Source organism: Nostoc sp. LEGE 06077 (assembly GCF_015207705.1).
Lineage (GTDB): Bacteria > Cyanobacteriota > Cyanobacteriia > Cyanobacteriales > Nostocaceae > Nostoc_B.
The window spans coordinates 115,856-139,379 of sequence record NZ_JADEWI010000012.1 but is presented as its reverse complement, the minus strand read 5'-3'; the positions used below and the strand labels follow the sequence as shown (position 1 = coordinate 139,379).

The following is a 23,524-nucleotide window of genomic DNA, read 5'->3' as shown; positions in this document are numbered from 1 at the left end:
GGGTGCAGGGGTGCAAGGGGGATTGACAGTAACCTCTCCTCTGCCCCTCCGCTCCTGAAGCTCCCCTGCTGCCTCAACGAAGAGATGCCTTAACCGAACGGTATTGGGGTGTCAGGGGCTAAATAAACAAGAGAGACAATTGATTATTCGGAATATTTGTCTTTCTTCATACAAAATTTACATTATACTTACAGTATTTTTCATTAGGATAATATTATTAATTTACGCGCCCAATCCCAGGACATACTGGAAGAATATAAGTTGAGATAACTATTAATTAATGATAGCTATCGTGATTATCTATGTATACTCGACAACAAAATCTCTGGCTACAAAGCTTAGAGGCCGTAATTGACTTTTCGCCACTAATGGTTCAGCCGGAAGCAACAGTGTCAGAGGTAATTTCACTGATGGCCAAGTGTGGTGTCCCTATTTTGGTAGTGTCAGTTTCGCAGGTATTGGGATGGCTGACAGCGCAAGATGTCGTCAAGCTCTTAGCTTCAGGTATTGAAGGTAAAACCACAAAAATTACTGAAGTGATGCAAACTCCAGTAATTACCCTGAAAATCTCAGAATTTCATAATATGACGGCAGTATTATCACTGTTACGTCAGCATCAGTTAAATATATTGCCAATTCTGGATGAAGCAGACCAACTAATTGGCATAGTTACTCCAGAAAGTATTTGTCAAGCACTGGAGCAATCAGAGCAAAATTCACAAGCAGCCGAGCGACTACGTTTATTAGAGTCCGCAGTCGTAAATGCTAACGACTCAATTTTAATCACCGAAGCCCATATCTCCAACGGTCAAATAGAACCACGGATAGTCTATGCCAATCAGGCATTTACTCAGATGACTGGTTACACACTAGAGGAAGTCATCGGCCAAACACCCCGATTTTCCCACGGGGAAAAAACTTGTCGGGACGAAATGAATAGACTGTTTGCGGCTGTGCAAGCTGGCTTACCCATTAGAACTGAATTACTGAGCTATCACAAAAACGGCTCAACCTACTGGGTGGATATGAACCTAGTGCCAATTAAAAATGCTCAAGAACGGATAACTCATTTTGTCGCTATACACCGCAACATTACAGAGCGAAAACTTGCAGAAGCAGCCTTACAGTGGAACGAAGAATTATTTCGCCAATTAACCGAAAATCTGCCCCAAGTTTTTTATGTCTGGGATGGGAATCAACAGAAATTGCATTATGTTAGTCCAGCTTATGAAAGAATTTGGGGGAGAAGTGGCGATCGCCTGATGCAAAATCCCCAATTATATTTTGCGGCCATTCATCCTTCAGACCGCGATCGCGTCATTGCGGCATTTCAAAATTTACTCACAGGCCAATCTTTCTATGAAAGATATCAAATTGTGCGCCCTGATGGGGAGATGCGCTGGATTTCTAGTAAAATCTTTCCGATCAAAAATGATCATGGACAAACTTATCGCTTCGTCGCTATAGATGTAGATGTGACTGAACGCATCCAAGCAGAAGCCGCAATGCATGAAAGTGAAAGACGATTCCGGGCAATTTTCAATGGAACATTTCAATTTTCTGGCTTACTCACCCCAGAAGGCAACTTATTAGAAGCAAACCAGACATTACTCGACTTTGGTGGGTTGCAACCACAAGATGTTGTCGGTAAATTATTTTGGGAAACCCAATGGTGGATGATTTCTCCCGCCATTCAAAATCAATTAGAACAAGCAATTGCGATCGCGGCTAGAGGGGAATTTGTTCGTTACGAAGTTGAGATTCTGGGTGCTAATCAAACAGTCCGCACCATAGATTTTTCTCTCAAACCCCTCAAAGATGAAGCAGGCAAAATCTTACTCCTGATTAGCGAGGGACGAGATATCACCGAACTTAAGCAAACACAAGCAGCACTGAAAGAAGCTAATCAAGAATTAGAAAGGCGAGTTGCACAACGAACTACAGCCTTACAGCAAACAAACCAGCAATTATTAACTGAAATTGCCGAACGCAAAATCGTAGAAGAACAATTAAGACAATCTCAAAGAATCTTGCAATTAGTCATGGATACTATTCCCCAAGGTATTCTCTGGAAAGACCGAAATTCCGTGGTTTTGGGTTGTAATCGTAACTTTGCCAAATTAGTCGGTGTCGAAACACCAGAAGATATTGTTGGTAAAACAGGACATGAATTCCTGGCACATAAGTCAGAAGCAGACTTTCACCGTGAGTGTGACCTGAGAGTTATGCAGACAAATCAACCTGAGTATCACCTAATTTCACCTCTGCGGCTAGTTAATGGTAGACAAGCTTGGTTAGAAACTAATAAAATCCCACTACATGATGTTGCAGGTAATGTAGTTGGACTTCTAGGTACGGTTGAAGATATTACCGAACGCCAACAAGCACAGGAGGCTCTAGAAAAAAGTGAAGCCAGATTTCGTTTTTTAGCAGAATCCATCCCCCAACAAGTATGGATTGCTGATACCAATGGCAACATCGAATATGTTAACCAAAGGGGTCTGGACTATTTTGATTGTAGTCTAGAGCAGTTGAGTGGTTGGGCATGGCAGCAATGGCTACATCCAGATGACTTGGAAGAGTGTTTAGCTGATTGGCAAACATCTTTAGCTACAGGTAAACCGTTTGAAGGAGAATTTCGTTGGCTTAGAGGTACTGATCAAACCTATCGATGGCATTTAGCCCGTGCTGTACCTTGGCATGATCAAGAAGGGAAAATCACCGCTTGGTTTGCTACCACCACAGATATTGACGATCGCGTCACCGCCGAACTAGCACTGAAACATAGTGAACAACGCTTTCGTAACTTAGTTGAATCAAGCTACGATCTGATCTGGGAAGTTGATCACAACTGTGTTTATACTTACGTCAGTCCTAAAATCCGCGACATTTTAGGTTACGAACCAGAAACAGTTTTAGGCAAAACACCTCTTGATTTCATGCCACCAGAATTACATGAAACCCTGGCTCCTAGTTTTGCGGCAATTTTGGCAGTACCTCAACCATTTCAGTGTTTAGAAAACATCCAAGTCCATCAAGACGGACGTTTAGTCCTGCTGGAAACTAGTGGAGTACCAATCTTTGATCAAGACGACAAATTTATTGGCTATCGTGGCACAAATCGAGATATTACCGCACGCAAAGAAGCTGAGACCGTATTAAAAGAAACTCAACGGCAACTACAGGCAATTTTAGATCACTCCGCAGCGGCGATTTATGTAGTTGATACAGACAATAGATTTCTCTTAATTAACCGTTATGTTGCTCAACTACTCAACATGACCCAAGAGCAAATCATCGGTAAAAGCATTTACGAGCTATGGACGCAAGAGATTGCCGATGGGTTTGCGGTAAATAACCATCAGGTGCTTACTTATGGTAAGCCAATCAAGGTAGAAGAATATGTCCCCTTTGATGATGGGTTACACACCTACTTTTGTGTCAAGTTTCCCTTAAAAGATGCCAACGGTGTTCCCTACGCTGTCTGTGGCCTGTCGACAGATATTACCGATCGCAAATTAGCAGAAGAATCTTTGATTCGCTTTCATAAAGCCATAGAAAGCACTAGTGATGCTATTTGTATGACAGACACTACCGGTAAAGTGAATTATGTGAATTCTGGCTTTACTGAGATATATGGCTACACTTTAGCGGAATATCAAGCGGCTGGGGGAGCAGTGAGTATCTTCAAATATCAGGCAGAGCTAAACCCAGTATTAGCTGCGATTGAAAGTGGTGAATCATGGCGTGGTGAAGTGACGATGAAAGCCCGCAATGGGCGGCTGTTGCAAGTTTATTTACGTGCTAACGCCATGAAAGATAGCACTGGTAAAATTACAGGGTTAGTTGCCATCCATACTGATATTACACCCCGAAAACAGGCAGAAGAAGGTTTAAGACTACGCGATCGCGCGATCGCTGCCAGCAGTAATGGCATTATCATCGCCGATGCCAGCATCCCTAACGGCCCAATCATTTATGTTAATCCTGCCTTTGAACGGATGACAGGCTACAGTGCAGGCGAAGTCATCGGCACAAGTTTTCGCTCATTCCACCGCGCAGACATTGAACAACCTGGGTTACAAGAACTTAGTGCCGCAATGCAAGCAGGTAGAGACTGTACCGTAACTTTGCAGAACTATCGAAAAAATGGCAGTCTGTGGTGGAATGAACTAAATATTTCTCCTGTATATGATGTTGAAGGCGTACTCACTCATTACATCGGTATTCAAACAGATATCACTGAACGCAAACAAACAGAAACAGCCTTACTCGTAAGTCAACAGCGATTGCAATACTTACTCTCATCCAGCCCCGCTGTGATTTATACAAGTAAAGCTGCCGAAAATTTCGGTGCAACTTTTGTTAGTAATAACATTAGCTCGATCACTGGTTATCAACCACAGGATTTCACAGAAGATGCTCACTTTCGGGCGAGTCATATCCACCCAGAAGATGTGGTGAATGTTTTGTCCCAACTCAGCAAAATTTTGCAGCAAGAACATTACAGTTTAGAGTACCGCTTTCTCCACAAAAACGGGACTTACCGTTGGGTATCTGACCAAGGTAAACTAGTCCGAGATGATATTGGCAACCCAGTAGAAATGGTTGGTTACTTAGCAGATATCACACAACGTAAGCAATTAGAACAAGAACTGAGAGTAGCACTAGAAAAAGAAAAAGAACTTAATGAATTGAAATCTCGGTTTGTTTCCATGACTTCCCATGAATTTCGCACACCGCTAAGTACGATTTTGTCTTCTGCCGAGTTATTGGAACATTATCGTTACAAATGGACAGAAGAAAAACAAATTACCCACCTGCACCGAATTCAAGCAGCAGTGAAACGTATCAATGAAATGTTAAATGATATTTTAGTTATTGGTAAAGCCGAAGCCGGAAAACTTGAATACCGACCGACTACTTTTGATCTGGTTGCCTACTGTACTCACATTATCGAAGAAGCTCAACTAAATCAAAATAATCGCTGCTTAATTTTTTTTACTAGTCAATATCCATCCATATTATGCTGCATGGATGATAAATTACTCGGACATATTCTCAATAATTTGCTCTCGAATGCCATTAAATATTCTCCGGAAGGAAGTGCTGTTAAATTAAAACTTGTTTGTGAACATGGACAAGCAATATTAGAAATTCAAGACCAAGGTATTGGCATTCCCCCAGAAGACTTACCATATTTGTTTGAGTCTTTTCATCGGGCAAAAAATGTGGGAAATATTCTTGGAACTGGATTAGGACTGACAATTGTGAAAAAGTGTATAGACATACACAAAGGTGAAATTTCTGTCACCAGTTTTTTAGGAATTGGTACTACCTTTACTGTGACTCTGCCATTAAATAACGCAATGCAAATCGAGGGAAGTGATGATTAAGATTTTGGTGATTGAAGATGAAGAATCCGTGCGAGAAAATCTTTTAGATTTGTTAGAAGCAGAGGACTTTAAGACCATTGCTGCTGCTAATGGTAGAACAGGTGTAGATTTAGCATTTGCTGAGGCTCCAGATTTAATTTTATGCGACATGATGATGCCCGAAATTGATGGTTATGGAGTTTTGACAGCATTACGACAAGACCCATTAACAGCCACAATTCCCTTTATTTTTCTGACAGCCAAATCAGCTAAATCTGACTTTCGGCAAGGCATGGATATGGGTGCTGATGACTATCTGACAAAGCCGTTTACACGGGCGGAATTATTAGGTGCAATTATGAACCGCCTAGAAAGGCAAGCTACTTTAAAAAAATATTTATCTAGTAGTCCGAAGATAATCCCTAAAACTGTATCACCCAAAATTCAGTTATTAGAAATGAATTTACAACGGGTAGTGAAACAAAAACAATTTCAAGAATTCGAGCTTCACTATCAACCAATAGTTGATATTGCTTCTGGTCAAATCATTGCAGCTGAAAGTTTATTACGGTGGCAAAGTCCAGAATTAGGTTTAGTGACTCCTACAGAATTTATCCCTATTGCTGAATCTACAGGTTTAATTGTAGCGATTGATCAATGGGTATTAGAAAATGTTTGCCAACAAATTAAGATTTGGCATGATGTTGGGATTGCTTATTTAACAATGACGGTTAACTTATCTTTGATGGAATTTCATCAACCTGATTTGTTGCCAAAAATTAATGAGTTACTAGGGAGAAATAATCTGGAACCACAATATTTAGAAATAGAATTGACTGAAAGCGTAATTATGCAAGATATTAATGGAGCGATCGCTACCATGAATCAATTACAATCTCTAGGATTAAAAATCGCCATTGATGATTTTGGCACTGGCTATTCTTCACTAATATATCTCAAAAATTTACCAATTAATACCTTAAAAATAGACCGTTATTTTATTCATAACATAGCTGCCGATCATCAGAAATCTGCTATTACTAAAGCTTTAATTGAAATGGCGCATAACCTAAATATGCGAGTAATAGCTGAAGGCGTAGAAACAGATGAAGAATTGCATCTTTTACGGGATTATCACTGTGATGCTATGCAAGGTTTTTTATTTAGTCGTCCATTACCAGCAGCAGAATTTGAAAACTTTTTGTGGAGTAATAGACATTTATATATATAAATTTATGCAAAGTTTATAATCAACCTTTTTTCTACATAAAACTTTTGTATTTATCAAAGAAAGATAAATATATAATTCAATTGATTAATTAGAAGTAAATCGGGTGCTAGTGATGCAAATTTTATGTCATATCTTCTTCATATAATCTATCTAGAATATACTTTTAAAATTTTATATTTATTTACATTTAATCAAAAATATTATGAATAAAATATTAGTGATTGAAGATGATATAAATGTGCGTCAAAATCTTATAGATTTGCTGTATGCTGAAAATTTTAACGTTATCACAGCAGAAAATGGTTACTTTGGGTTGCAGTTAGCACAAACCGAAATTCCCGACTTAGTAATTTGCGATGTGATGATGCCAGAATTAGATGGCTATGAAGTCCTCAAAGAATTACGCCAAAATCCTAAAACTGCAATTATTCCATTCATTTTTTTAACTGCCAAATCAGAAAAAACTGACTTCCGCAAAGGTATGGATTTAGGTGCGGATGATTATATTGTCAAACCTTTTTCGCGGTCAGAATTATTAGCGGCCATTACCTGTCGGTTAGAAAAACAAACAGTAATTTATCAACAAACGCAAGAAAAATTAGATAAATTGCGTACTAGCATCACACTGTCATTGCCTCACGAATTACGCACACCGCTGAATGGGATTTTAGGTTTCTCGCAAATTTTGATGGAAGAAAGTGAAATTCTCGATGCCGAATCCATCAAAGAAATGGCGGAATTTATTCACCAATCAAGTCAGCGGTTATTTCATTTAATTCAAAAATTTTTACTATATGCAGAACTAGAAATTATTGCCACAGATCCGCAACGTGTCATAGAAATTCAAAACCAGCTAACTGAATTTCCGACACCGGAATTAACTACTTTGATGACAGAAAAAGCTAGAAATGCTGGCAGAGAAAGTGATATCCAAATAGATTTATCACCGTGTAATGTTAAGATTGCTGCTAAGAAAATTACAAAAATAACTGAAGAATTACTAGATAATGCTTTGAAATTCTCACCCTGCGGTACACCCATTAAAATTACAGCTAAGACGAGCAATCATACTTTTAGTTTATCTTTTAGCGATCGCGGGCGAGGTATGAGCCGAGAACAAATTGCTGAGTTAGGTGCTTATCGGCAATTTGAGCGTAAACTCCATGAACAACAAGGCTCAGGCTTAGGCTTAATTATCGCCAAAAAATTAGCAGAACTACACGGCGGCACACTCAAAATTGAAAGTAAACCTCACGAAAAAACTATTGTCACCGTTACCCTTCCCTGTGAGACTACGGAAGCATCACTGATGACTCAGCCACGTCACTTGTTACAATTGGGGGAACCTGCTCAACATAGTGGCTCCTCAGCACTCAGTACTTAAAATTCTTAACTCAGCACTAAATAAAAGCTTGGGCATTGCTAAAGAAGCATTAGCTTATTTGGACAATGCCTTCAGCTAGTTGGGTATGTAGATTTGGCTGACTCGAATACTATTATGTCTAGCCGATGTATGAATTGATGTTGGGGTTTTGTCGAAGTTAGCGTATAACTTGTATAAGTTGTATACAAACAAGCAATTTTATCCAAAGTTGGGTAGTAGAGTATGGCAAAGCGATCGCTCCAAGCATCGGCTGAGGGGATTAAAAAAGCAAAACAAGCCTTTAAACGCAAAGGTTGGACACAAGAATATTTAGCAGCTGAAGTCGGCTTAGAGACACGCCAAGCCATTTGGAAGTTTTTTACAGGGAAGCGAATAGACCGTCATGTGTTCCACGACATTTGCTTTGCATTGGAACTCGACATTTCCGAAATTGCCCAACCGTTGAGTGCTGATGAATCAGGTTTCTTAGATATCCCGGCGAATCTGTCTCTAGAGATTGAGACAGTAGTAAAAAAACTACGGTCTGTTTATCAGGAAAATATTCAAGCCCAATGCGGTACTGTGCAGATTTTAGATGTAGCTCAACCAATACAATTCCAAGATATTTATGTTGATATAGAGATATTAGAAGAAATTAACAGTCGTAGATGGCTAGAAATTAAAAAATTTCCCCAGGTATGGAAAAAAGAAAATAACTGCTTGGGTGTGGCTGACTGGCCTCAAACTAGAGGTTCGGGAATGGAAGCAGTCAAAAAATATACCAAGCTGATGGTGCTAGGTAAGCCAGGTTCGGGTAAAACTACATTTTTGCAAGCGATCGCTAATAGTTGTAATTTGGGGCTGTTTCAGGCTGATTATTTGCCCATCTTTGTCCGGTTGAAAGACTTTGCTGAAGATATTCGCGGACGTACTCAAATTAATCTATCTAACTATTTATATGAATCTTTTATCAATCTTGGCATTCATGAACAAGAACTAACTACAGTTTTTGCTCATGGGCAAGCCTTAATTTTATTAGATGGCTTAGATGAAGTAGTTGCTCAAGATAGCAATAAAATCATTCATAAAATTCGTCAGTTTACCGAAAAGTTTTACAAAAATAAAATAATTATTACTTGTAGACTGGGCATACAAAATTATAAATTTCACGGCTTTACAGAAGTAGAAATTGCAAATTTTCGGAAACCGCAAATCGCTAATTTTGCCGAAAAGTGGTTTCGCTCAGTTGCTAAACATCCACCAGGAGTAGCACAAGAATTAGCAAGTCGGTTTATCCAGAAGCTTGAATTAATCGGAAATTTGCAATTTTTAGATTTAGCCGCCACACCAATTTTACTAAATTTTATTTGCTTAATCTATCAGTTTAACGAAGATTTACCTGTTAATCGGGCTGAATTTTATAAACAAGTATTGGATTTAATGCTAATACGTTGGGATGAAGCCAGAGGCATTCAAAGAGATAAGTTTTATCCTAATTTCTCGTTGCTACACAAAATAAAATTGCTCAGTCATATAGCGGCAATTACCTTTCCCCAAAGCAGTTACTTTCAGCCTGAATCTCATCTCTGTCAACTGATTACTGATTACCTAGTTCAGAATTTTAATACTTCCAACGATACCACAGCTTTGCAATTAGAAAGTGCATCTTTGTTGCAAGCAATTGAAATTCAACAGGGGTTATTAGTCCAAAGAGCGCGAGGCATTTATTCTTTTTCACATATTAGTTTGCAACAATATCTTACTGCTAGAGAAATAGTTACTAACATCAATACACAAAATCTAGCAGAATTGATGAATCATCTGAATGAAAAGTATTGGTGGGAAGTTTTCTTACTCATTGTAAGTATGTTAAAACCTGCCGATGAATTATTCAAGGCAATGAAGGAAAAAATTGATAATTTATCTGTAAAGAATGCTAAACTACATAACTTTTTAACTTGGTTAACTCAAAAAGCTGCCGCAGTAAATACTTCTTATCATCCAGCTAGTGTGCGGGCTTTTTATTTTACCATCGCTATGCCTTCAGAATATGCTTTAGCCTGTAGTCAAGAATTAGCAATACTTTTAGATCATCATCTGGCTGGTAATCTAGCAGAAGATTTGGCGTTAGACTTAGCGTTAATTCATGGATTAACTGTCAGCTTAGGCATAAATTCTGAGATTTTTTTAGCCAGATTTTCAGCTTTGAGTTTAGCCCTTGACCTTAAGCATTTATTAGCAACTCAACCAGATTTACAAACATCATTACAAGAAATCAAAAATCAGCTACCTTCTCCCAGTCAAGGTGGAGATTTTTTAAAAAGTTGGTGGCAAGAAAATGGCAAAAATTGGACAGAAGCATTAAGAAATTGGATGATTACTACTCGACAGATAGGTCATAATTGGCGGTTCAATCAACAAGATTTATATGATATACAGCAGTACTGGGATGCGAACAAATTACTTTTAGATTGTCTACAGAGTCCTACTGACATTTCTCCTAATTTACGGAATTATCTCGAAAAAAGTTTGTTTTTACCTGGAGAAATCAAACTTGAGACAGGCGACGAAAATTAAATTTTCAGTCTATATTACAGAAGTTATGTATAATTTAACACTGCTATGAAATTCTCTGGGCATTTCTTGTGGTTGGCTTTGTTATTGGTAACAGCAGGTTGTAAGCAAACTCGTGCCTTTTCTGATAATGTCATAACCCAAGAATCTACGCCTGCGCCTTTATTGGCAGAAAATTCTACACAGTCGAACAAGATCATCCGTACTGAACCGCTTTCGCCTCAAGCCATTCGCATCAACTTGCAAAAATTACCTGCACCTTTTGCGACTAAAAGTGCATCAAAGCGGCCGGAGGTAGTAGGAATTCCTCAAAATCCGGTGTTGCATGTCCCAAAAGGATTTCAGGTGAATATCTTTGCTGAAGGTTTAGACGCACCGCGCTGGCTGGCGTTAACTCCTAGTGGTGATGTACTGGTGACAGAAACTAGAGAAAACCGCATTCGCCTATTCCGAGACAGTGATGGCGATGGTGTGGCTGATGTGAGTCAGACATTTGCTAATGCAGACAACGGCTTAAATATTCCTTTTGGGATGGCGTTCGCGGGGAATTATTTCTTTTTGGGTAATACTGATGCAGTTTTACGGTTTCCCTACAGCAAAGGTCAAAAACAATTATCGGGGACTGGAGAAAAAATTGCAGATCTTCCTGGCGGTGGTTATAACCAACATTGGACAAGGAATGTAGTAGCTGCGCCAGATGGCAAAAAGTTGTATGTTTCGGTGGGTTCTCGTTCTAATGCTGATGAGGAAGCATTACCAAGGGCTTCAGTACAGGTGATGAATTTGGATGGTTCCCAACAGCAGACTTTCGCCTACGGTTTGCGAAATCCCGTGGGTTTGGATTTCCATCCGCTGACGCAGGAGTTGTACACCACTGTAAATGAACGGGATGGGATTGGGGATGATTTGGTTCCTGATTATTTCACCCGCATTCAGCAGGGAGAATTTTATGGCTGGCCTTATGCTTACCTGACACCAAATAACCTTGATCCTCGTCAAATGGCGAATGGTAAAAGTAAACGCCCAGATTTAGCCACCCGAACTCGTACGCCTGATGTGTTGTTTCAAGCCCATTCAGCAGCACTGGGTGTACAATTTTACGACGGTAAGAGTTTTCCGGCAAAATACAAAAATGGCGCTTTTGTGGCATTTCGGGGTTCTTGGAACCGCGATCGCGGCACTGGTTATAAAGTAGTATTTGTCCCCTTTGATACTCAAGGACGACCACAAGGTAATTACGAAGATTTTCTCACAGGATTTTTATTAAATCCTAATACCCCAACTACTTGGGGGCGACCTGTTGGTTTATTAGTGTTATCTGATGGTAGTTTGTTAGTAACAGAAGAGGCTAATAACCGCATTTATCGGATTCAATATATGGGGAATCAAAAATAGGCTAATTGTTTGGGAAAATGCAACCGTCGATACACGCCGATGCCCGCCGATGATTTTAAATAAACATTAACGTTCATCTGCGGTTGATGTCTATTCCTCACAACAGTAATTCTGTAGCAAGTTTATCTAATTTACCTTTATCACCCAACGGTGCTGAGGTAATTTTAGGTAATACTCTTGAACCGCAACAATTAGCTATCCCCATAGCACCTAGTCCAATCACAATGTTTGGCCCTCGTGGTGCTTGTTTAGTAACAGAAACCGGGCCATTGTGGGTATCAGATACGGGACATCATCGCTTATTGGGATGGCGCAATTTACCTACGAAAGATAATCAACCGGCGGACTGGATAATTGGACAACCAGACTTTTATCACGAAGGTCAAAATGCTAAAGGTACGCCAGGTAGGACAACGGTTAGCGTACCAACAGGGATTTGTGTTTGTGGGACAGGGTTAGCGGTTGCTGATGCTTGGAATCACAGAGTTTTGATTTGGCAAAATGTACCAGAAGATAGCAATGTTCCAGCAGATTTGGTGTTAGGACAAGACAATTTTATTGATAATGAACCAAATCACGGTACTCAGCAAGCAACGGCAAATACAATGCACTGGCCTTATGGTGTTTTCTATCATCAAGGTAAGCTATTTGTTGCAGATACAGGCAATCGCAGGTTGTTAATTTGGCAGCAATTCCCAACAGAAAATGGTCAGCCTGCTGATATAGTTCTGGGACAACCAGATATGATTTCTCGTAATGAAAATGGCGGTGCTTCACCAACGGCGGCGAGTATGCGTTGGTGTCACGATATTGCTATTTGGCATGATAATTTAGTTGTTACTGATGCGGGTAATCATCGAGTGATGATTTGGCAAGGTATACCCACAGAAAATAATGCGCCTTGTGCGGTAGTGTTAGGACAAAAAAGCTTTGATTTTGTGGAGATGAATCAAGGGGTATATTTACCAAGTGCGAGTAGTTTAAGTATGCCTTATGGGGTGGCGACAACTGAGGAATGGTTGCTAGTGGCGGATACGGCGAACTCGCGGTTGCTAGGATGGAAGCAACCGGAATCTATATTAGAGTTGCAAGGTGCGATCGCTTCTGCAATTATTGGACAACATACTTTTCAAAGCAAAAGTGAAAACCGCAATTATGGACTCCCGACGCGTGATAGTGTGAATTGGCCTTATGGGGTGAAAATTTGCGGGAAAACGGCGGTAATTGCTGATTCTGGAAATAATAGAGTTTTGTTGTGGGGGTTTGATGGGAAGAATTAAACGAACCGCCAAGCCGCCAAGGACGCAAAGAGAAGAATATGGCGAGTGAAGAAATCAGAGTTAGAGGGACTGTTCAAGGGGTAGGTTTCCGCCCAACTGTTTACCGTCTGGCTAAAGCTTGCGGGTTGCGGGGAGATGTTTGTAATGATGGACAAGGTGTATTAATTCGCGTCTCTGGAAGTGAGGAAGCATTAGCCAAGTTTGTGGAGAGGTTAGAGCAAGAATGTCCACCCTTGGCAAAAATTCACGAATTAATCAGAACTCGATATACAGCAGAATTGAACTGTGATGATTTTGTGATTTCAGAGAGTGTCAGCAACAAAATCAAAACCGAAATTACCCCAGATGCGGCGACTTGTCCCCAATGTCAAAAGGAAATCTTTGACCCTTTCAGTCGGTTTTACCGTTACCCTTTTACTAACTGTACTCATTGCGGCCCCCGTCTGAGTATTATTCGCGCCATTCCTTATGACAGATGCAATACCAGTATGTCTGCGTTTGTCATGTGTTCTGAATGTGGAAAGGAATACCATGATGTTGAAAACCGCAGATTTCACGCCCAACCTACAGCTTGTTATACTTGCGGCCCTTCTGCTTGGTTAGAACGCGCTGATGGTAAACCTGTTACTGCTTCTATGTTCTCGATGATGGATGATGTGGATGCAGTTTGTACATTGTTGCAAAGGGGTGAGATTGTTGCAATTAAGGGGTTAGGTGGATTTCATTTAGCTTGTGATGCAACAAATGAAGCTGCTGTACAAAAATTGCGTCAGCGGAAGAAGCGTTATGATAAGCCTTTTGCATTAATGGCGCGAGATTTGGCGGTAATTGAGGAGTATTGTATAGTTAATGCGAAAGAAAAAGAACTATTAACTAGTCCCGTTGCGCCAATTGTTTTATTAAATCAGAAAGAAGAAACGAACCGCCAAGGACGCAGAGGGCGCGGAGAAGAAGAGGAAAGAAAATTTAAAGAGGGTTTGAGTTTAAGTTCTGTAAATAATAGAAGTCCTCAGCACTTTCACATAGCAGAATCTGTTGCATCTGGACAAAATACTCTGGGATTCATATTACCTTACACGCCTCTGCATCATTTGATTTTGCGGCGGATGAATCGACCAATTGTATTAACAAGTGGGAATATTTCTGATGAACCGCAATGTATTGATAATGATGGGGCGTTAGAAAAGTTGGGTAAGATTGCTGATTATTTTATCTTACATAATCGAGATATTATCAACCGTATCGATGATTCAGTCGTGCGGGTTGTTGGTGAGAAAATTCAAATAGTTCGCCGTGCTAGAGGATATGCACCTGCACCGATTAATTTACCAGTAGGTTTTGATAAACTACCGCCAATTTTAGCAATGGGTAGTGAGTTAAAAAATACCTTTTGCTTGTTACGCGATGGAGAGGCGATTTTATCGCAACATTTGGGTGATTTAGAAAATGCGGTGGCGTTTAATGCTTATCAAGATACGCTGAATTTATACTTGAATTTATTTGAGCATAAACCAGAAGCGATCGCCATTGATAAACACCCCGAATATCTCTCTAGTAAACTCGGCAAAGAACTCGCGCAAGTAAATCAAATTCCCCTGCATCAAATTCAACATCATCACGCCCACATTGCCGCTTGCATGGCAGAAAATGGTATTCCTTTAAACACATCACCAGTGTTAGGTATTGCTTTTGATGGGTTAGGTTATGGTGAAGATGGCACACTTTGGGGCGGCGAATTTCTCTTAGCTGATTACCAGCAATTTCAGCGACTAGCAACATTTAAATCAGTAGCAATGATAGGCGGTGAACAAGCAATTTATCAACCCTGGCGTAACATCTACGCCCATTTAATATCAGCCAATCTTTGGGATAAATGCCAACAACAATATACTGATTTAGAAATATTAAAATTTCTAGATAAAAAACCACTAAATTTACTCAATCAGCTTGTAGAAAAAGGCATTAACTCACCTCCAGCCTCATCAGTAGGAAGATTATTTGATGCAGTAGCAGCCGCTATTGGTATATGTACAGCAGAATGTAGCTATGAAGGGCAAGCTGCGATCGCCTTAGAAAACCTAGTAGATGTTAACATCTTAAACAATAATGAAGAAAAGCTAATTTATCCTTTTAATTTTAGCTTTTCCGCTAATATTTATTGTATAGACTCAGCACCAATGTGGGCAGCTTTACTCAGTGATTTGCAGCAACAAATTCCTCAAGCCATCATAGCTGCTAAATTTCACCAGAGTTTAGCTAATGCTGTAATCAATATGGTGAAACTTCTGTGTCAAAAATATCAAATTCAGCAAGTAGTTCTCACAGGAGGAGTATTTCAAAATACTATCTTATTTCAGTTGATTACTCAACAATTACAAGCATCAAATATGAACGTACTAACTCATAACTTAGTTCCTACTAACGATAGCGGTTTATCGTTAGGACAAGCCATAATTACAGCCGCAAAATTAATTACAAATTATTAACCTCTTCTTCTCTGTGTACTCTGCGCCTCTGCGGTTCGTTCTTCTAAAGGAAAATAGAAATGTGCTTAGGAATTCCTGGACAAATTGTCGAAATTACAGATATTCAAAAAAAACTAGCCATTGTTAATGTTGCTGGTGTTAAACGTCAAGTTAATATTGCTTGCATCGTTGACGAACAACATTCCCCCGAAGCTTGTTTGGGAGATTGGGTATTAGTTCATGTTGGTTTTGCGATGAATCGCATTAATGAAGCAGAAGCGGCGGAGACTTTAAAGTTATTAGAGGAAATTGCGGCTATGAGTTAATTTTTTTAACGCAGAGGGGCGCGAAGGTAAACGCGGAGTTACGCAGAGTTTATACAACAAAATTAGCCCTAAAATTTATGAAATACGTTGATGAATTTCGGGAACCAGAAAAAGCTGAAGCTTTACGCAAAGAAATAGAAAAAATTAGCCAGCAGCTAAATAAACATATCAAAATTATGGAAGTATGCGGTGGGCATACTCATTCTATTTTTAAATATGGTATTGAAGAAATACTGCCCGATAATATTGAATTAATACACGGGCCTGGTTGTCCAGTCTGTGTGATGCCAAGAGGGAGATTAGATGATGCGATCGCTATCTCTCAAAATCCTAACGTAATTCTGGCAACCTTTGGCGACACCATGCGCGTTCCCGGTTCTAAAGACAGCCTACTGCAAGCCAAAGCCAAAGGCGCAGATATCCGTATGGTGTACTCACCCTTAGATAGTTTAGAAATCGCTAAAAATAACCCCGATAAAGAAGTAGTTTTTTTCGCCCTCGGCTTTGAAACCACAGTTCCCAGCACTGCTTTCACCATCCTCCAAGCAGAAGCAGAAAACATACATAATTTTAGTATGTTTTGCAATCATGTATTAGTTATTCCCGCCCTTAAAGCCTTATTAGATAACCCTGATTTGCAATTAGATGGATTTGTTGGGCCTGGTCATGTCAGCATGGTAATTGGGACTGAACCTTACGAATTTATTGCCCAACAATATCATAAGCCAATTGTAGTTTCTGGCTTTGAACCATTAGATATTCTCCAATCAATTTGGATGGTATTAAAACAGCTAGTTGAAAATCGGTGCGAAGTTGAAAATCAGTATAACCGACTAGTAGAAAAAGCCGGGAATCAAATAGCAATTAAAGCGATGAATGAAGTTTTTGCAGTGCGCGAAACTTTTGAGTGGCGTGGTTTAGGTGAATTACCATATTCTGGCTTAAAAATTCAGCCTAAATATAGTCAATTTGACGCTGAAGTAAAATTTACCATACAAAATCAAAAAGTCGCAGATCATAAAGCTTGTAAATGCGGCGAAATTCTTAAAGGAGTTTTAAAACCTTGGGAGTGTAAAGTATTTGGTACAGCTTGTACCCCAGAAATACCCATAGGTACTTGCATGGTTTCCTCGGAAGGTGCTTGTGCAGCTTATTACAAATACGGACGCTTCTCTAATTTCACGCAAAAAAAAGTAACTGAAAAACCAACAGCAACCCTAACTTCATAACCTAAGATAAAAGTGAGCAATCCGAACTCTACAAGACAAAAACTTTAGGATTGGAGTAGAAATTTATGCCTTTTGTTACAGTTAAAATTGCCCGTGGTCACTCCATCGAAAAAAAACGGCATCTAGTAGAAGCAATTACTAACGCCCTAGTCACATCTTTAGATACCAAACCAGAGTGGATAACCATTCACATTGATGAATTTGAACGTGAAAATTGGGCTGTCAATGGCATCTTGCACTGCGATAGACATCGCGGTAGACATGACGAAACAGGCAGATAAAACTAATTAGAAGACAGGAGACAGGAGTCAGAAATGAGAAGATATTAATAGTTATTGAATAAACAAATTTTTATCTCTATTACCTGTAACCTGTCACCTGTAAACTATCACCTACTATACATCTCTATCATAAATTATTTTAATCAATTATATATGGATTTATCATCATCAAATAAATTGCAAAATCCCCTGTTTCAAAAAATCGAACAAGCCCGCCGTCGCCAACCAAAAATTAGAGATACTCACATCACTTTGGCACATGGTAGCGGTGGTAAAGCTATGCGTGATTTAATTGATGATGTCTTTGTCCGCAGTTTTGATAATCCGATTCTTTCCCAATTAGAAGACCAAGCAACTTTCAATTTAGCCAATCTTTTACAACAAGGTGATAGACTCGCATTTACCACAGATTCTTATGTGGTAGACCCATTATTTTTCCCTGGTAGCGATATTGGAGAACTAGCAATTAATGGCACAATTAATGATTTAGCAGTTAGCGGTGCTAAACCTTTATATCTCACCTGTAGCGTCATTTTAGAAGAAGGATTACCAGTAGAAACTTTACGGCGTGTAGTAGCAAGTATGCAAGCCGCAGCTAAAAATACAGGTGTGCAAATAGTCACTGGTGACACAAAAGTTGTGCATCGTGGTGCTGCTGATAAATTATTTATTAACACTACTGGTATTGGTGTTATTCCTACAGGTGTAAATATTTCGGCGCACAATATTCAACCGGGAGATGCCATTATTATTAACGGCGAGTTAGGTAATCATGGCACAGCAATTTTAATCGCCCGTGGTGAATTAGCCTTAGAAACAGATATTAAAAGTGATTGTCAGCCCTTACATAGTTTAGTTGCAACTATTCTCAATGTTTGCCACGAAATTCATGCAATGCGCGATGCAACACGCGGCGGTTTAGCTACCGTCTTAAATGAATTTGCTCTCACATCTAATGTTGGCATTCGCCTTCATGAAGACACTCTTCCTATTAGAGAAGAAGTCAAAGGAGTTTGCGAAATTTTAGGTTTAGACCCATTATACTTGGCCAACGAAGGTAAATTAGTCGTAGTAGTAAAAAAAGATAACGCCGACAAAGTTTTATCCGCCATGAAAACTCATCCAGCAGGCAAAGATGCTTGTATAGTCGGTGAAGTTATAGCCTCACCCCCAGGTATTGTATTTCTCAAAACTGCTTTTGGTGCTGAACGAATTGTAGATATGCTAGTAGGCGACCAACTACCAAGAATTTGTTAGATGTTAAACTCTTCTTTGCGCGGCAGTTGCTTCAAGTCGGCAAAGCTGCCCAACGCACTGCCTTGCCTTTGCGCCTTTGCGTGAGACAATTAATTCTCTCTTATTTATATGCACGAACTAGGAATAACCCAAAATATAGTAGCCATCGTCACCGAACACGCAAAAGGCATGAAAGTGCAAAAAGTAGTGCTAGAAATTGGCAAACTTTCAGCGATTATGCCTGATGCTATCAAATTTTGTTTTGATATTTGTACTCAAGGTACAATTTTAGAAAATTCTATATTAGAAATTATCGAAATACCAGGATTAGCTAAATGTCGCCAATGCGGGGCTGAATTTGCTATCGATAAACCATTTGGTGTTTGCACTTGTGGTAGTGTGCGAATTGATTTAATAACTGGCGAAGAACTCAAAATTAAAGAAATAGAGATAGAGGAAGTATGTGTGTAACTTGCGGTTGTTCTGATGATGCTGAGGGCAAAATTACAAATCTCGAAACTGGTGAAGTTCATCACCATCAAGACCATCATACCCACACCTTACCCGATGGCACTGTGATTACCCACTCTCATCATCATGATGAACAATCACAAATTCACGCCAAAATTCACGGCACAACTATATCTTTAGAACAAAATATTTTAGCAAAAAATAACTTATTAGCAGCCCAAAATAGAGGATGGTTTAAAGGTCGAAATATTCTCGCCTTAAATTTAATGAGTTCACCTGGTGCCGGGAAAACAACATTATTAACTCGCACTATTAATGACTTAAAGCAGCAATTACCAATTAGTGTAATTGAAGGTGATCAAGAAACCACTAATGATGCTGAAAAAATTAAAGCAACAGGCTGTAAAGTTGTGCAAATAAACACAGGTACAGGCTGTCATTTAGATGCGTCGATGATAGACAGAGGATTACAACAACTCAACCCGCCACTAAATTCTGTAGTGATGATTGAGAATGTGGGTAATTTGGTTTGTCCGGCTTTATTTGATTTAGGTGAACAGGCAAAAGTTGTAATTCTTTCTGTCACCGAGGGAGAAGATAAGCCGATAAAATATCCCCATATATTCCGCGCGAGTGAGATGATGATTCTCACCAAAGTTGATTTATTGCCTTACGTGCAGTTTGATGTGGAACGTTGTATTGAATATGCTAAACAAGTGAACCCAAATATACAAATTTTTCAAGTGTCGGCGATGACAGGTGAAGGTTTAGATGGTTGGTACAAGTGGTTGACGGAAAAGGTTGCGATATCGATACCAGTTTGAATTGTATTCACGCAGAGACGCGGAGGCGCGGAGAGTGAGAGTTATCTGAGTGAAATGAGATATGCGATCGCAAAATCTATAATTGTTGTCGCTGAAATAGAAAACGCGATCGCCGAAATAGCAAATGCGTATGCAAAAGCTGTAATTGCGATCGCCGAAATAGCAAATGCGTATGCAAAAGCTGTAATTGCGATCGCCAAAATAACAAATGCGTATGCAAAAGCTGTAATTGCGATCGCCAAAATAACAAATGCGAATGCAAAAGCTGTAATTGCGATCTCCAAAATAACAAATGCGTATGCAAAATCTATAATTGCTGTCGTTAAAATAGAAAATGCAAACGCAAAAATAGCAAATGCCAAATAAAAATCTATGATTGTTGTCGCGGAAATAGAAAATGCGATAATTTTCATCTGAAGCCATTCCCGCCTAGAACTAAAGTTCCAGGCTAATAGCCAAAGTCCACTTCAGTGGACTGGAATAAATTTCTTGTTGAGTCCTCTTGAGAGGACTTGCGCTATGAGACTCGGAATTTATTCCGAGGCGGGATTGAGCGAAGTCGAAGTATTACGAATTACGAATTTCATCAAAACTCTGCCTTACTTCTTCCACCGACACGCCCAAAATCTCAGATACGGCGGCTAATAAACTCTCATCCTTAGTAACTTGGTAGAAACGGGCAAGATTACCAAGAGAAAATTCTAGACGATAATCATCATTAAACTCAGCGGTAATTTGTACAGCTTGCAGGTAATTCGCTTTCGCTTCTTCGACTTCCCCTAATTCTTCTGCAAGTTTACCAAATTGAAAATAGGTGCTGGCACAACCATAGCGATCGCCATATTCGATTTTAATATCCAAAGCCTGTTGATAATTGCGCCTGGCTTGTTCAAATTCCCGTAATTTTTGGGCAACTCTTCCCAACTGGTGGTAGGTGCTGGCACAACCATAGCGATCGCCATATTCGATTGTAATATCCAAAGCCTGTTGATAATTGTGCCTGGCTTCTTTAAATTCCTGCAACTCTTGGGCAACCATTCCCAACTGGTGGTAAGTACTGGCACAAGAATAGCGATCTCCAGATTCGATTTCAATATCCAAAGTCTGTTGATAATAATCTTGTGCTTGGTGGAACTTTCGCATCTCCAGGGAAACATTACCTAAAGAAAACAAGGAAATGGCGACAGCACGACTATTTTTTTGCTTTTTGCCAATATCTAAAGCTTGTTCATGATAGCTGTTTGCCTTTTCAAACTGTCGTTGTTGCTGATAGCTTTTACCTAAATGATGAATGACTTGTCTTTGTAAGGAATCATTAGACAGCTTCTTAGTAATTTCCCCAGCTTTTTCTAAATATTCTCTGGCTTGAATTGGTTTGAACTGACTTAAATACGCTTTGCCCAATTCCATTAAAATGTTATAGCAATTGCGAAGATTTGCTAGGCTGGGTGTTTCTCCAGTAGGGCTATATTCCATCAACAGGCGATGTAATAAATCGATGCGTTCTTGTTGTTCTGGTGTTGGTAAACGTTCTATATCTGTGTCTGCATTTAGAGTATTAGCAATTGCCTCATCTCTAGTCGATTCTGTCGTTTTAAAGCGAAATAAACCTGACTTCCAAGCCCAAAAATCAGGTGCAAATTTTGCTAACCGCGAAATCGCATAGTCTGGCAAGATAAATAACAGCGGATGGGGTACGGTTTGACGATAGGAATCACGGACGAAGTTTAAATCTTGTAAAACTGGTGGATAATCACCAAAGACACCAATCGATTTTTCTAAATTCCGAATTAATAAAACCAGTTTTTTATTGTTTTCTTGAGGAATTTTGGCTAACTGTTGCACCAATTCATCCCGCAGAAAGCGCAAGTTAGCATCAGGAAAATCTAAAACTACAAATTGGATTGATTGACATTGAGGCTCTTGTCTCAATCCAGCAATTAATAAGTCTATGTCGGGCGGAAAGTTAATTTCAATAAAACCTAGAGTAAACTTTTCAGCAAAATCGATAAATGTTACTAATTCTGCAAATTCATCTTGATTATAGGCAATAAATTTAGCTATTTCGGCTTGTAATTCACTGTTGTTGTGCTGATTGGAGAGCTTGTTTGAAGAACTCATTTCGCTTCACCACCGGATTTGGATAATTCCATCGTTTATCGCCGTTATATTCCAACACAGAAGTATTAAATAACATTAATTGTCCAATTTCATCTTTACTCACATTTTTAGTTAAACAAACCTGAGCCAAATGAGCGTAATGTTCTTCAGGAATAAACCTCTCAAAACTAAATTGTTGCTGCTTAACCGCATATTCTATATCTTCAGATATAATTTTTGGATGTTTGCGGGTACTTGCTGTTTGACACGCAGAGCGCATCATTTGCATTAACTGACGCACGTGTCCACCACTTGCCTTTGCTAATTCTAACAATTGAGCGCGGCTCTCGAAAATTGCATCAACATCAACCCGCTTTTCAATTACACTAGCTATTGCATCCAAGCCAGCCTGATTATAATCTAAATCACATTTCTGCCGTTCAAATTCATAGATATTAATCATCGGTACAATATGAGGATTACCATCAAATTGACTCAGGGGATTTTTCGGCGAACAAAGAATTGAAATCGGCACTGTATAAATGATCGTACAATTTAACTCCTGCATTTGCGCCGCATAATCAAAGAATAAATGTTCTGCAACTCCAGGCGGAACCCGATCCAAATTATCAAAGATAATTAATAAACCTTTGCATTCAGGGAATTTCTGGCGCAATTTTATGTAAGCATCGCTTAACAACAGATTCGTATCCGATTTGAGGCGAGATAAATCTTTTTCGAGAGTTTGGCGAATAGTTGTCTTTTGCTTATCCGAGCCTTTAATTTGCGCCAATAACTTGACCATTAACTTAGCAAGAAATGGAGCCGTAGGGCTGAGAGTTGCTTCGGCTTCGACGTTGACTGATTTTTCTACACTTTGCTCGTTTTCTTGAGTAATATCTTTAAACCATAATTCAAAACTTTTTAATAAGTCTTTATCAAAAGTCAAACCTAATTTTCTTAATTCAAATTCAACTTGTTTAATGACAATTAAATATAAATCCGTATATCGGGCATCATTAATATCTGTCTCTTCATTCGCTTCCAAATATATCACCCGATAATTATTTTCCCAAAGAATTTGAATCTTTTTTAACTCGGTACTTTTACCACAACCGCGATGTCCAGTAAATAAAATTGTTGTAAAATCACCTGCGTCTTGAAAGTCTAAAATTGTACTAACATTATCAATTGCCGAAGTTTTCCGCACCTCCGACAAATCGACATAATACCGTTCCATTTCTGCTGGTTCAAGCGGCTCAACATTACAAGCCAAAAAAGCCGCCTTGAGAGTATTGGCACGTTGAAAATTTGGCTGAGACATTCTGTTGCTAAGATGAAAATCACGAACGTCTAAATTTTAAGCGATCGCCC

General features: G+C 39.3%; 16 protein-coding genes. 14 read left to right on the top strand and 2 right to left on the bottom strand.

Annotation, left to right across the window (positions count from 1 at the left end; genetic code table 11):
* Nucleotides 1–302: 302 nt before the first annotated feature.
* The 14 genes from IQ244_RS11315 (at nucleotide 303) to IQ244_RS11250 (ending at nucleotide 20,416) form a co-directional block, all read left to right on the top strand.
* Entirely contained in the window at nucleotides 303–5,396 is a 5,094-nt protein-coding gene (locus tag IQ244_RS11315; protein ID WP_193893639.1) for a PAS domain S-box protein, read from the top strand.
* Nucleotides 5,389–6,606, top strand: a complete 1,218-nt coding sequence (locus IQ244_RS11310; RefSeq protein ID WP_193893636.1) for an EAL domain-containing response regulator — start codon at nucleotides 5,389–5,391, stop codon at nucleotides 6,604–6,606. The genes IQ244_RS11315 and IQ244_RS11310 overlap by 8 nt, the downstream gene beginning before the upstream one ends.
* Before the next feature lie 202 nt (nucleotides 6,607–6,808).
* Nucleotides 6,809–7,990: a response regulator gene (locus IQ244_RS11305; RefSeq protein WP_228058856.1), complete on the top strand. Its 1,182-nt coding sequence runs from the start codon at nucleotides 6,809–6,811 to the stop codon at nucleotides 7,988–7,990.
* A gap of 222 nt (nucleotides 7,991–8,212) precedes the next feature.
* Nucleotides 8,213–10,546 carry an NACHT domain-containing protein gene (locus tag IQ244_RS11300; RefSeq protein WP_193893633.1) on the top strand — a complete coding sequence of 778 codons (2,334 nt, stop codon included), beginning with the start codon at nucleotides 8,213–8,215 and terminating at the stop codon, nucleotides 10,544–10,546.
* 45 nt (nucleotides 10,547–10,591) lie between these two features.
* Nucleotides 10,592–11,938 carry a PQQ-dependent sugar dehydrogenase gene (locus tag IQ244_RS11295; RefSeq protein ID WP_193893630.1) on the top strand — a complete coding sequence of 449 codons (1,347 nt, stop codon included), beginning with the start codon at nucleotides 10,592–10,594 and terminating at the stop codon, nucleotides 11,936–11,938.
* A gap of 86 nt (nucleotides 11,939–12,024) precedes the next feature.
* Nucleotides 12,025–13,218, top strand: coding sequence for a hypothetical protein (locus IQ244_RS11290; RefSeq protein WP_193893627.1), 1,194 nt, complete (start codon nucleotides 12,025–12,027; stop codon nucleotides 13,216–13,218).
* Nucleotides 13,219–13,256: 38 nt separating this feature from the next.
* A complete protein-coding gene (gene hypF, locus IQ244_RS11285) occupies nucleotides 13,257–15,704 on the top strand; it encodes a carbamoyltransferase HypF (RefSeq protein WP_193893624.1) in 2,448 nt (815 codons plus the stop codon).
* A 59-nt stretch (nucleotides 15,705–15,763) separates the two neighbouring features.
* A complete protein-coding gene (locus tag IQ244_RS11280; protein WP_193893621.1) occupies nucleotides 15,764–16,009 on the top strand; it encodes a HypC/HybG/HupF family hydrogenase formation chaperone in 246 nt (81 codons plus the stop codon).
* A gap of 77 nt (nucleotides 16,010–16,086) precedes the next feature.
* Nucleotides 16,087–17,238, top strand: a complete 1,152-nt coding sequence (gene hypD, locus IQ244_RS11275; protein WP_193893618.1) for a hydrogenase formation protein HypD — start codon at nucleotides 16,087–16,089, stop codon at nucleotides 17,236–17,238.
* A gap of 65 nt (nucleotides 17,239–17,303) precedes the next feature.
* Nucleotides 17,304–17,519 carry a tautomerase family protein gene (locus tag IQ244_RS11270; protein ID WP_015111665.1) on the top strand — a complete coding sequence of 72 codons (216 nt, stop codon included), beginning with the start codon at nucleotides 17,304–17,306 and terminating at the stop codon, nucleotides 17,517–17,519.
* A gap of 153 nt (nucleotides 17,520–17,672) precedes the next feature.
* The gene (hypE, locus tag IQ244_RS11265) at nucleotides 17,673–18,776 is read left to right on the top strand and encodes a hydrogenase expression/formation protein HypE (protein WP_193893615.1); all 1,104 of its coding nucleotides are present in this window, start codon (nucleotides 17,673–17,675) and stop codon (nucleotides 18,774–18,776) included.
* 108 nt (nucleotides 18,777–18,884) lie between these two features.
* Nucleotides 18,885–19,226, top strand: coding sequence for a hydrogenase maturation nickel metallochaperone HypA (gene hypA / locus IQ244_RS11260; RefSeq protein WP_193893612.1), 342 nt, complete (start codon nucleotides 18,885–18,887; stop codon nucleotides 19,224–19,226).
* Nucleotides 19,217–20,050: a hydrogenase nickel incorporation protein HypB gene (gene hypB, locus IQ244_RS11255; protein ID WP_193893609.1), complete on the top strand. Its 834-nt coding sequence runs from the start codon at nucleotides 19,217–19,219 to the stop codon at nucleotides 20,048–20,050. The genes hypA and hypB overlap by 10 nt, the downstream gene beginning before the upstream one ends.
* Nucleotides 20,051–20,104: 54 nt before the next feature.
* Nucleotides 20,105–20,416: a hypothetical protein gene (locus tag IQ244_RS11250; RefSeq protein WP_193893607.1), complete on the top strand. Its 312-nt coding sequence runs from the start codon at nucleotides 20,105–20,107 to the stop codon at nucleotides 20,414–20,416.
* A 201-nt stretch (nucleotides 20,417–20,617) separates the two neighbouring features.
* Here the strand turns inward: IQ244_RS11250 and IQ244_RS11245 are convergent, their stop codons facing one another.
* Both IQ244_RS11245 and IQ244_RS11240 read right to left on the bottom strand, forming a co-directional pair.
* A complete protein-coding gene (locus tag IQ244_RS11245) occupies nucleotides 20,618–22,171 on the bottom strand; it encodes a tetratricopeptide repeat protein (RefSeq protein WP_193893604.1) in 1,554 nt (517 codons plus the stop codon).
* Nucleotides 22,128–23,474 carry an ATP-binding protein gene (locus IQ244_RS11240; RefSeq protein WP_193893601.1) on the bottom strand — a complete coding sequence of 449 codons (1,347 nt, stop codon included), beginning with the start codon at nucleotides 23,472–23,474 and terminating at the stop codon, nucleotides 22,128–22,130. The genes IQ244_RS11245 and IQ244_RS11240 overlap by 44 nt, the downstream gene beginning before the upstream one ends.
* Between the last annotated feature and the right edge of the window lie 50 nt (nucleotides 23,475–23,524).

What these genes read in the sequence shown, in the direction of transcription:
- IQ244_RS11315 (WP_193893639.1), top strand. Translation starts at nt 303, where the DNA reads ATGTATACTCGACAACAAAATCTCTGGCTACAAAGCTTAGAGGCCGTA.
- IQ244_RS11310 (WP_193893636.1), top strand. Translation starts at nt 5,389, where the DNA reads ATGATTAAGATTTTGGTGATTGAAGATGAAGAATCCGTGCGAGAAAAT.
- IQ244_RS11305 (WP_228058856.1), top strand. Translation starts at nt 6,809, where the DNA reads ATGAATAAAATATTAGTGATTGAAGATGATATAAATGTGCGTCAAAAT.
- IQ244_RS11300 (WP_193893633.1), top strand. Translation starts at nt 8,213, where the DNA reads ATGGCAAAGCGATCGCTCCAAGCATCGGCTGAGGGGATTAAAAAAGCA.
- IQ244_RS11295 (WP_193893630.1), top strand. Translation starts at nt 10,592, where the DNA reads ATGAAATTCTCTGGGCATTTCTTGTGGTTGGCTTTGTTATTGGTAACA.
- IQ244_RS11290 (WP_193893627.1), top strand. Translation starts at nt 12,025, where the DNA reads ATGTCTATTCCTCACAACAGTAATTCTGTAGCAAGTTTATCTAATTTA.
- hypF (WP_193893624.1), top strand. Translation starts at nt 13,257, where the DNA reads ATGGCGAGTGAAGAAATCAGAGTTAGAGGGACTGTTCAAGGGGTAGGT.
- IQ244_RS11280 (WP_193893621.1), top strand. Translation starts at nt 15,764, where the DNA reads ATGTGCTTAGGAATTCCTGGACAAATTGTCGAAATTACAGATATTCAA.
- hypD (WP_193893618.1), top strand. Translation starts at nt 16,087, where the DNA reads ATGAAATACGTTGATGAATTTCGGGAACCAGAAAAAGCTGAAGCTTTA.
- IQ244_RS11270 (WP_015111665.1), top strand. Translation starts at nt 17,304, where the DNA reads ATGCCTTTTGTTACAGTTAAAATTGCCCGTGGTCACTCCATCGAAAAA.
- hypE (WP_193893615.1), top strand. Translation starts at nt 17,673, where the DNA reads ATGGATTTATCATCATCAAATAAATTGCAAAATCCCCTGTTTCAAAAA.
- hypA (WP_193893612.1), top strand. Translation starts at nt 18,885, where the DNA reads ATGCACGAACTAGGAATAACCCAAAATATAGTAGCCATCGTCACCGAA.
- hypB (WP_193893609.1), top strand. Translation starts at nt 19,217, where the DNA reads ATGTGTGTAACTTGCGGTTGTTCTGATGATGCTGAGGGCAAAATTACA.
- IQ244_RS11250 (WP_193893607.1), top strand. Translation starts at nt 20,105, where the DNA reads ATGAGATATGCGATCGCAAAATCTATAATTGTTGTCGCTGAAATAGAA.
- IQ244_RS11245 (WP_193893604.1), bottom strand. Translation starts at nt 22,171, where the DNA reads ATGAGTTCTTCAAACAAGCTCTCCAATCAGCACAACAACAGTGAATTA.
- IQ244_RS11240 (WP_193893601.1), bottom strand. Translation starts at nt 23,474, where the DNA reads ATGTCTCAGCCAAATTTTCAACGTGCCAATACTCTCAAGGCGGCTTTT.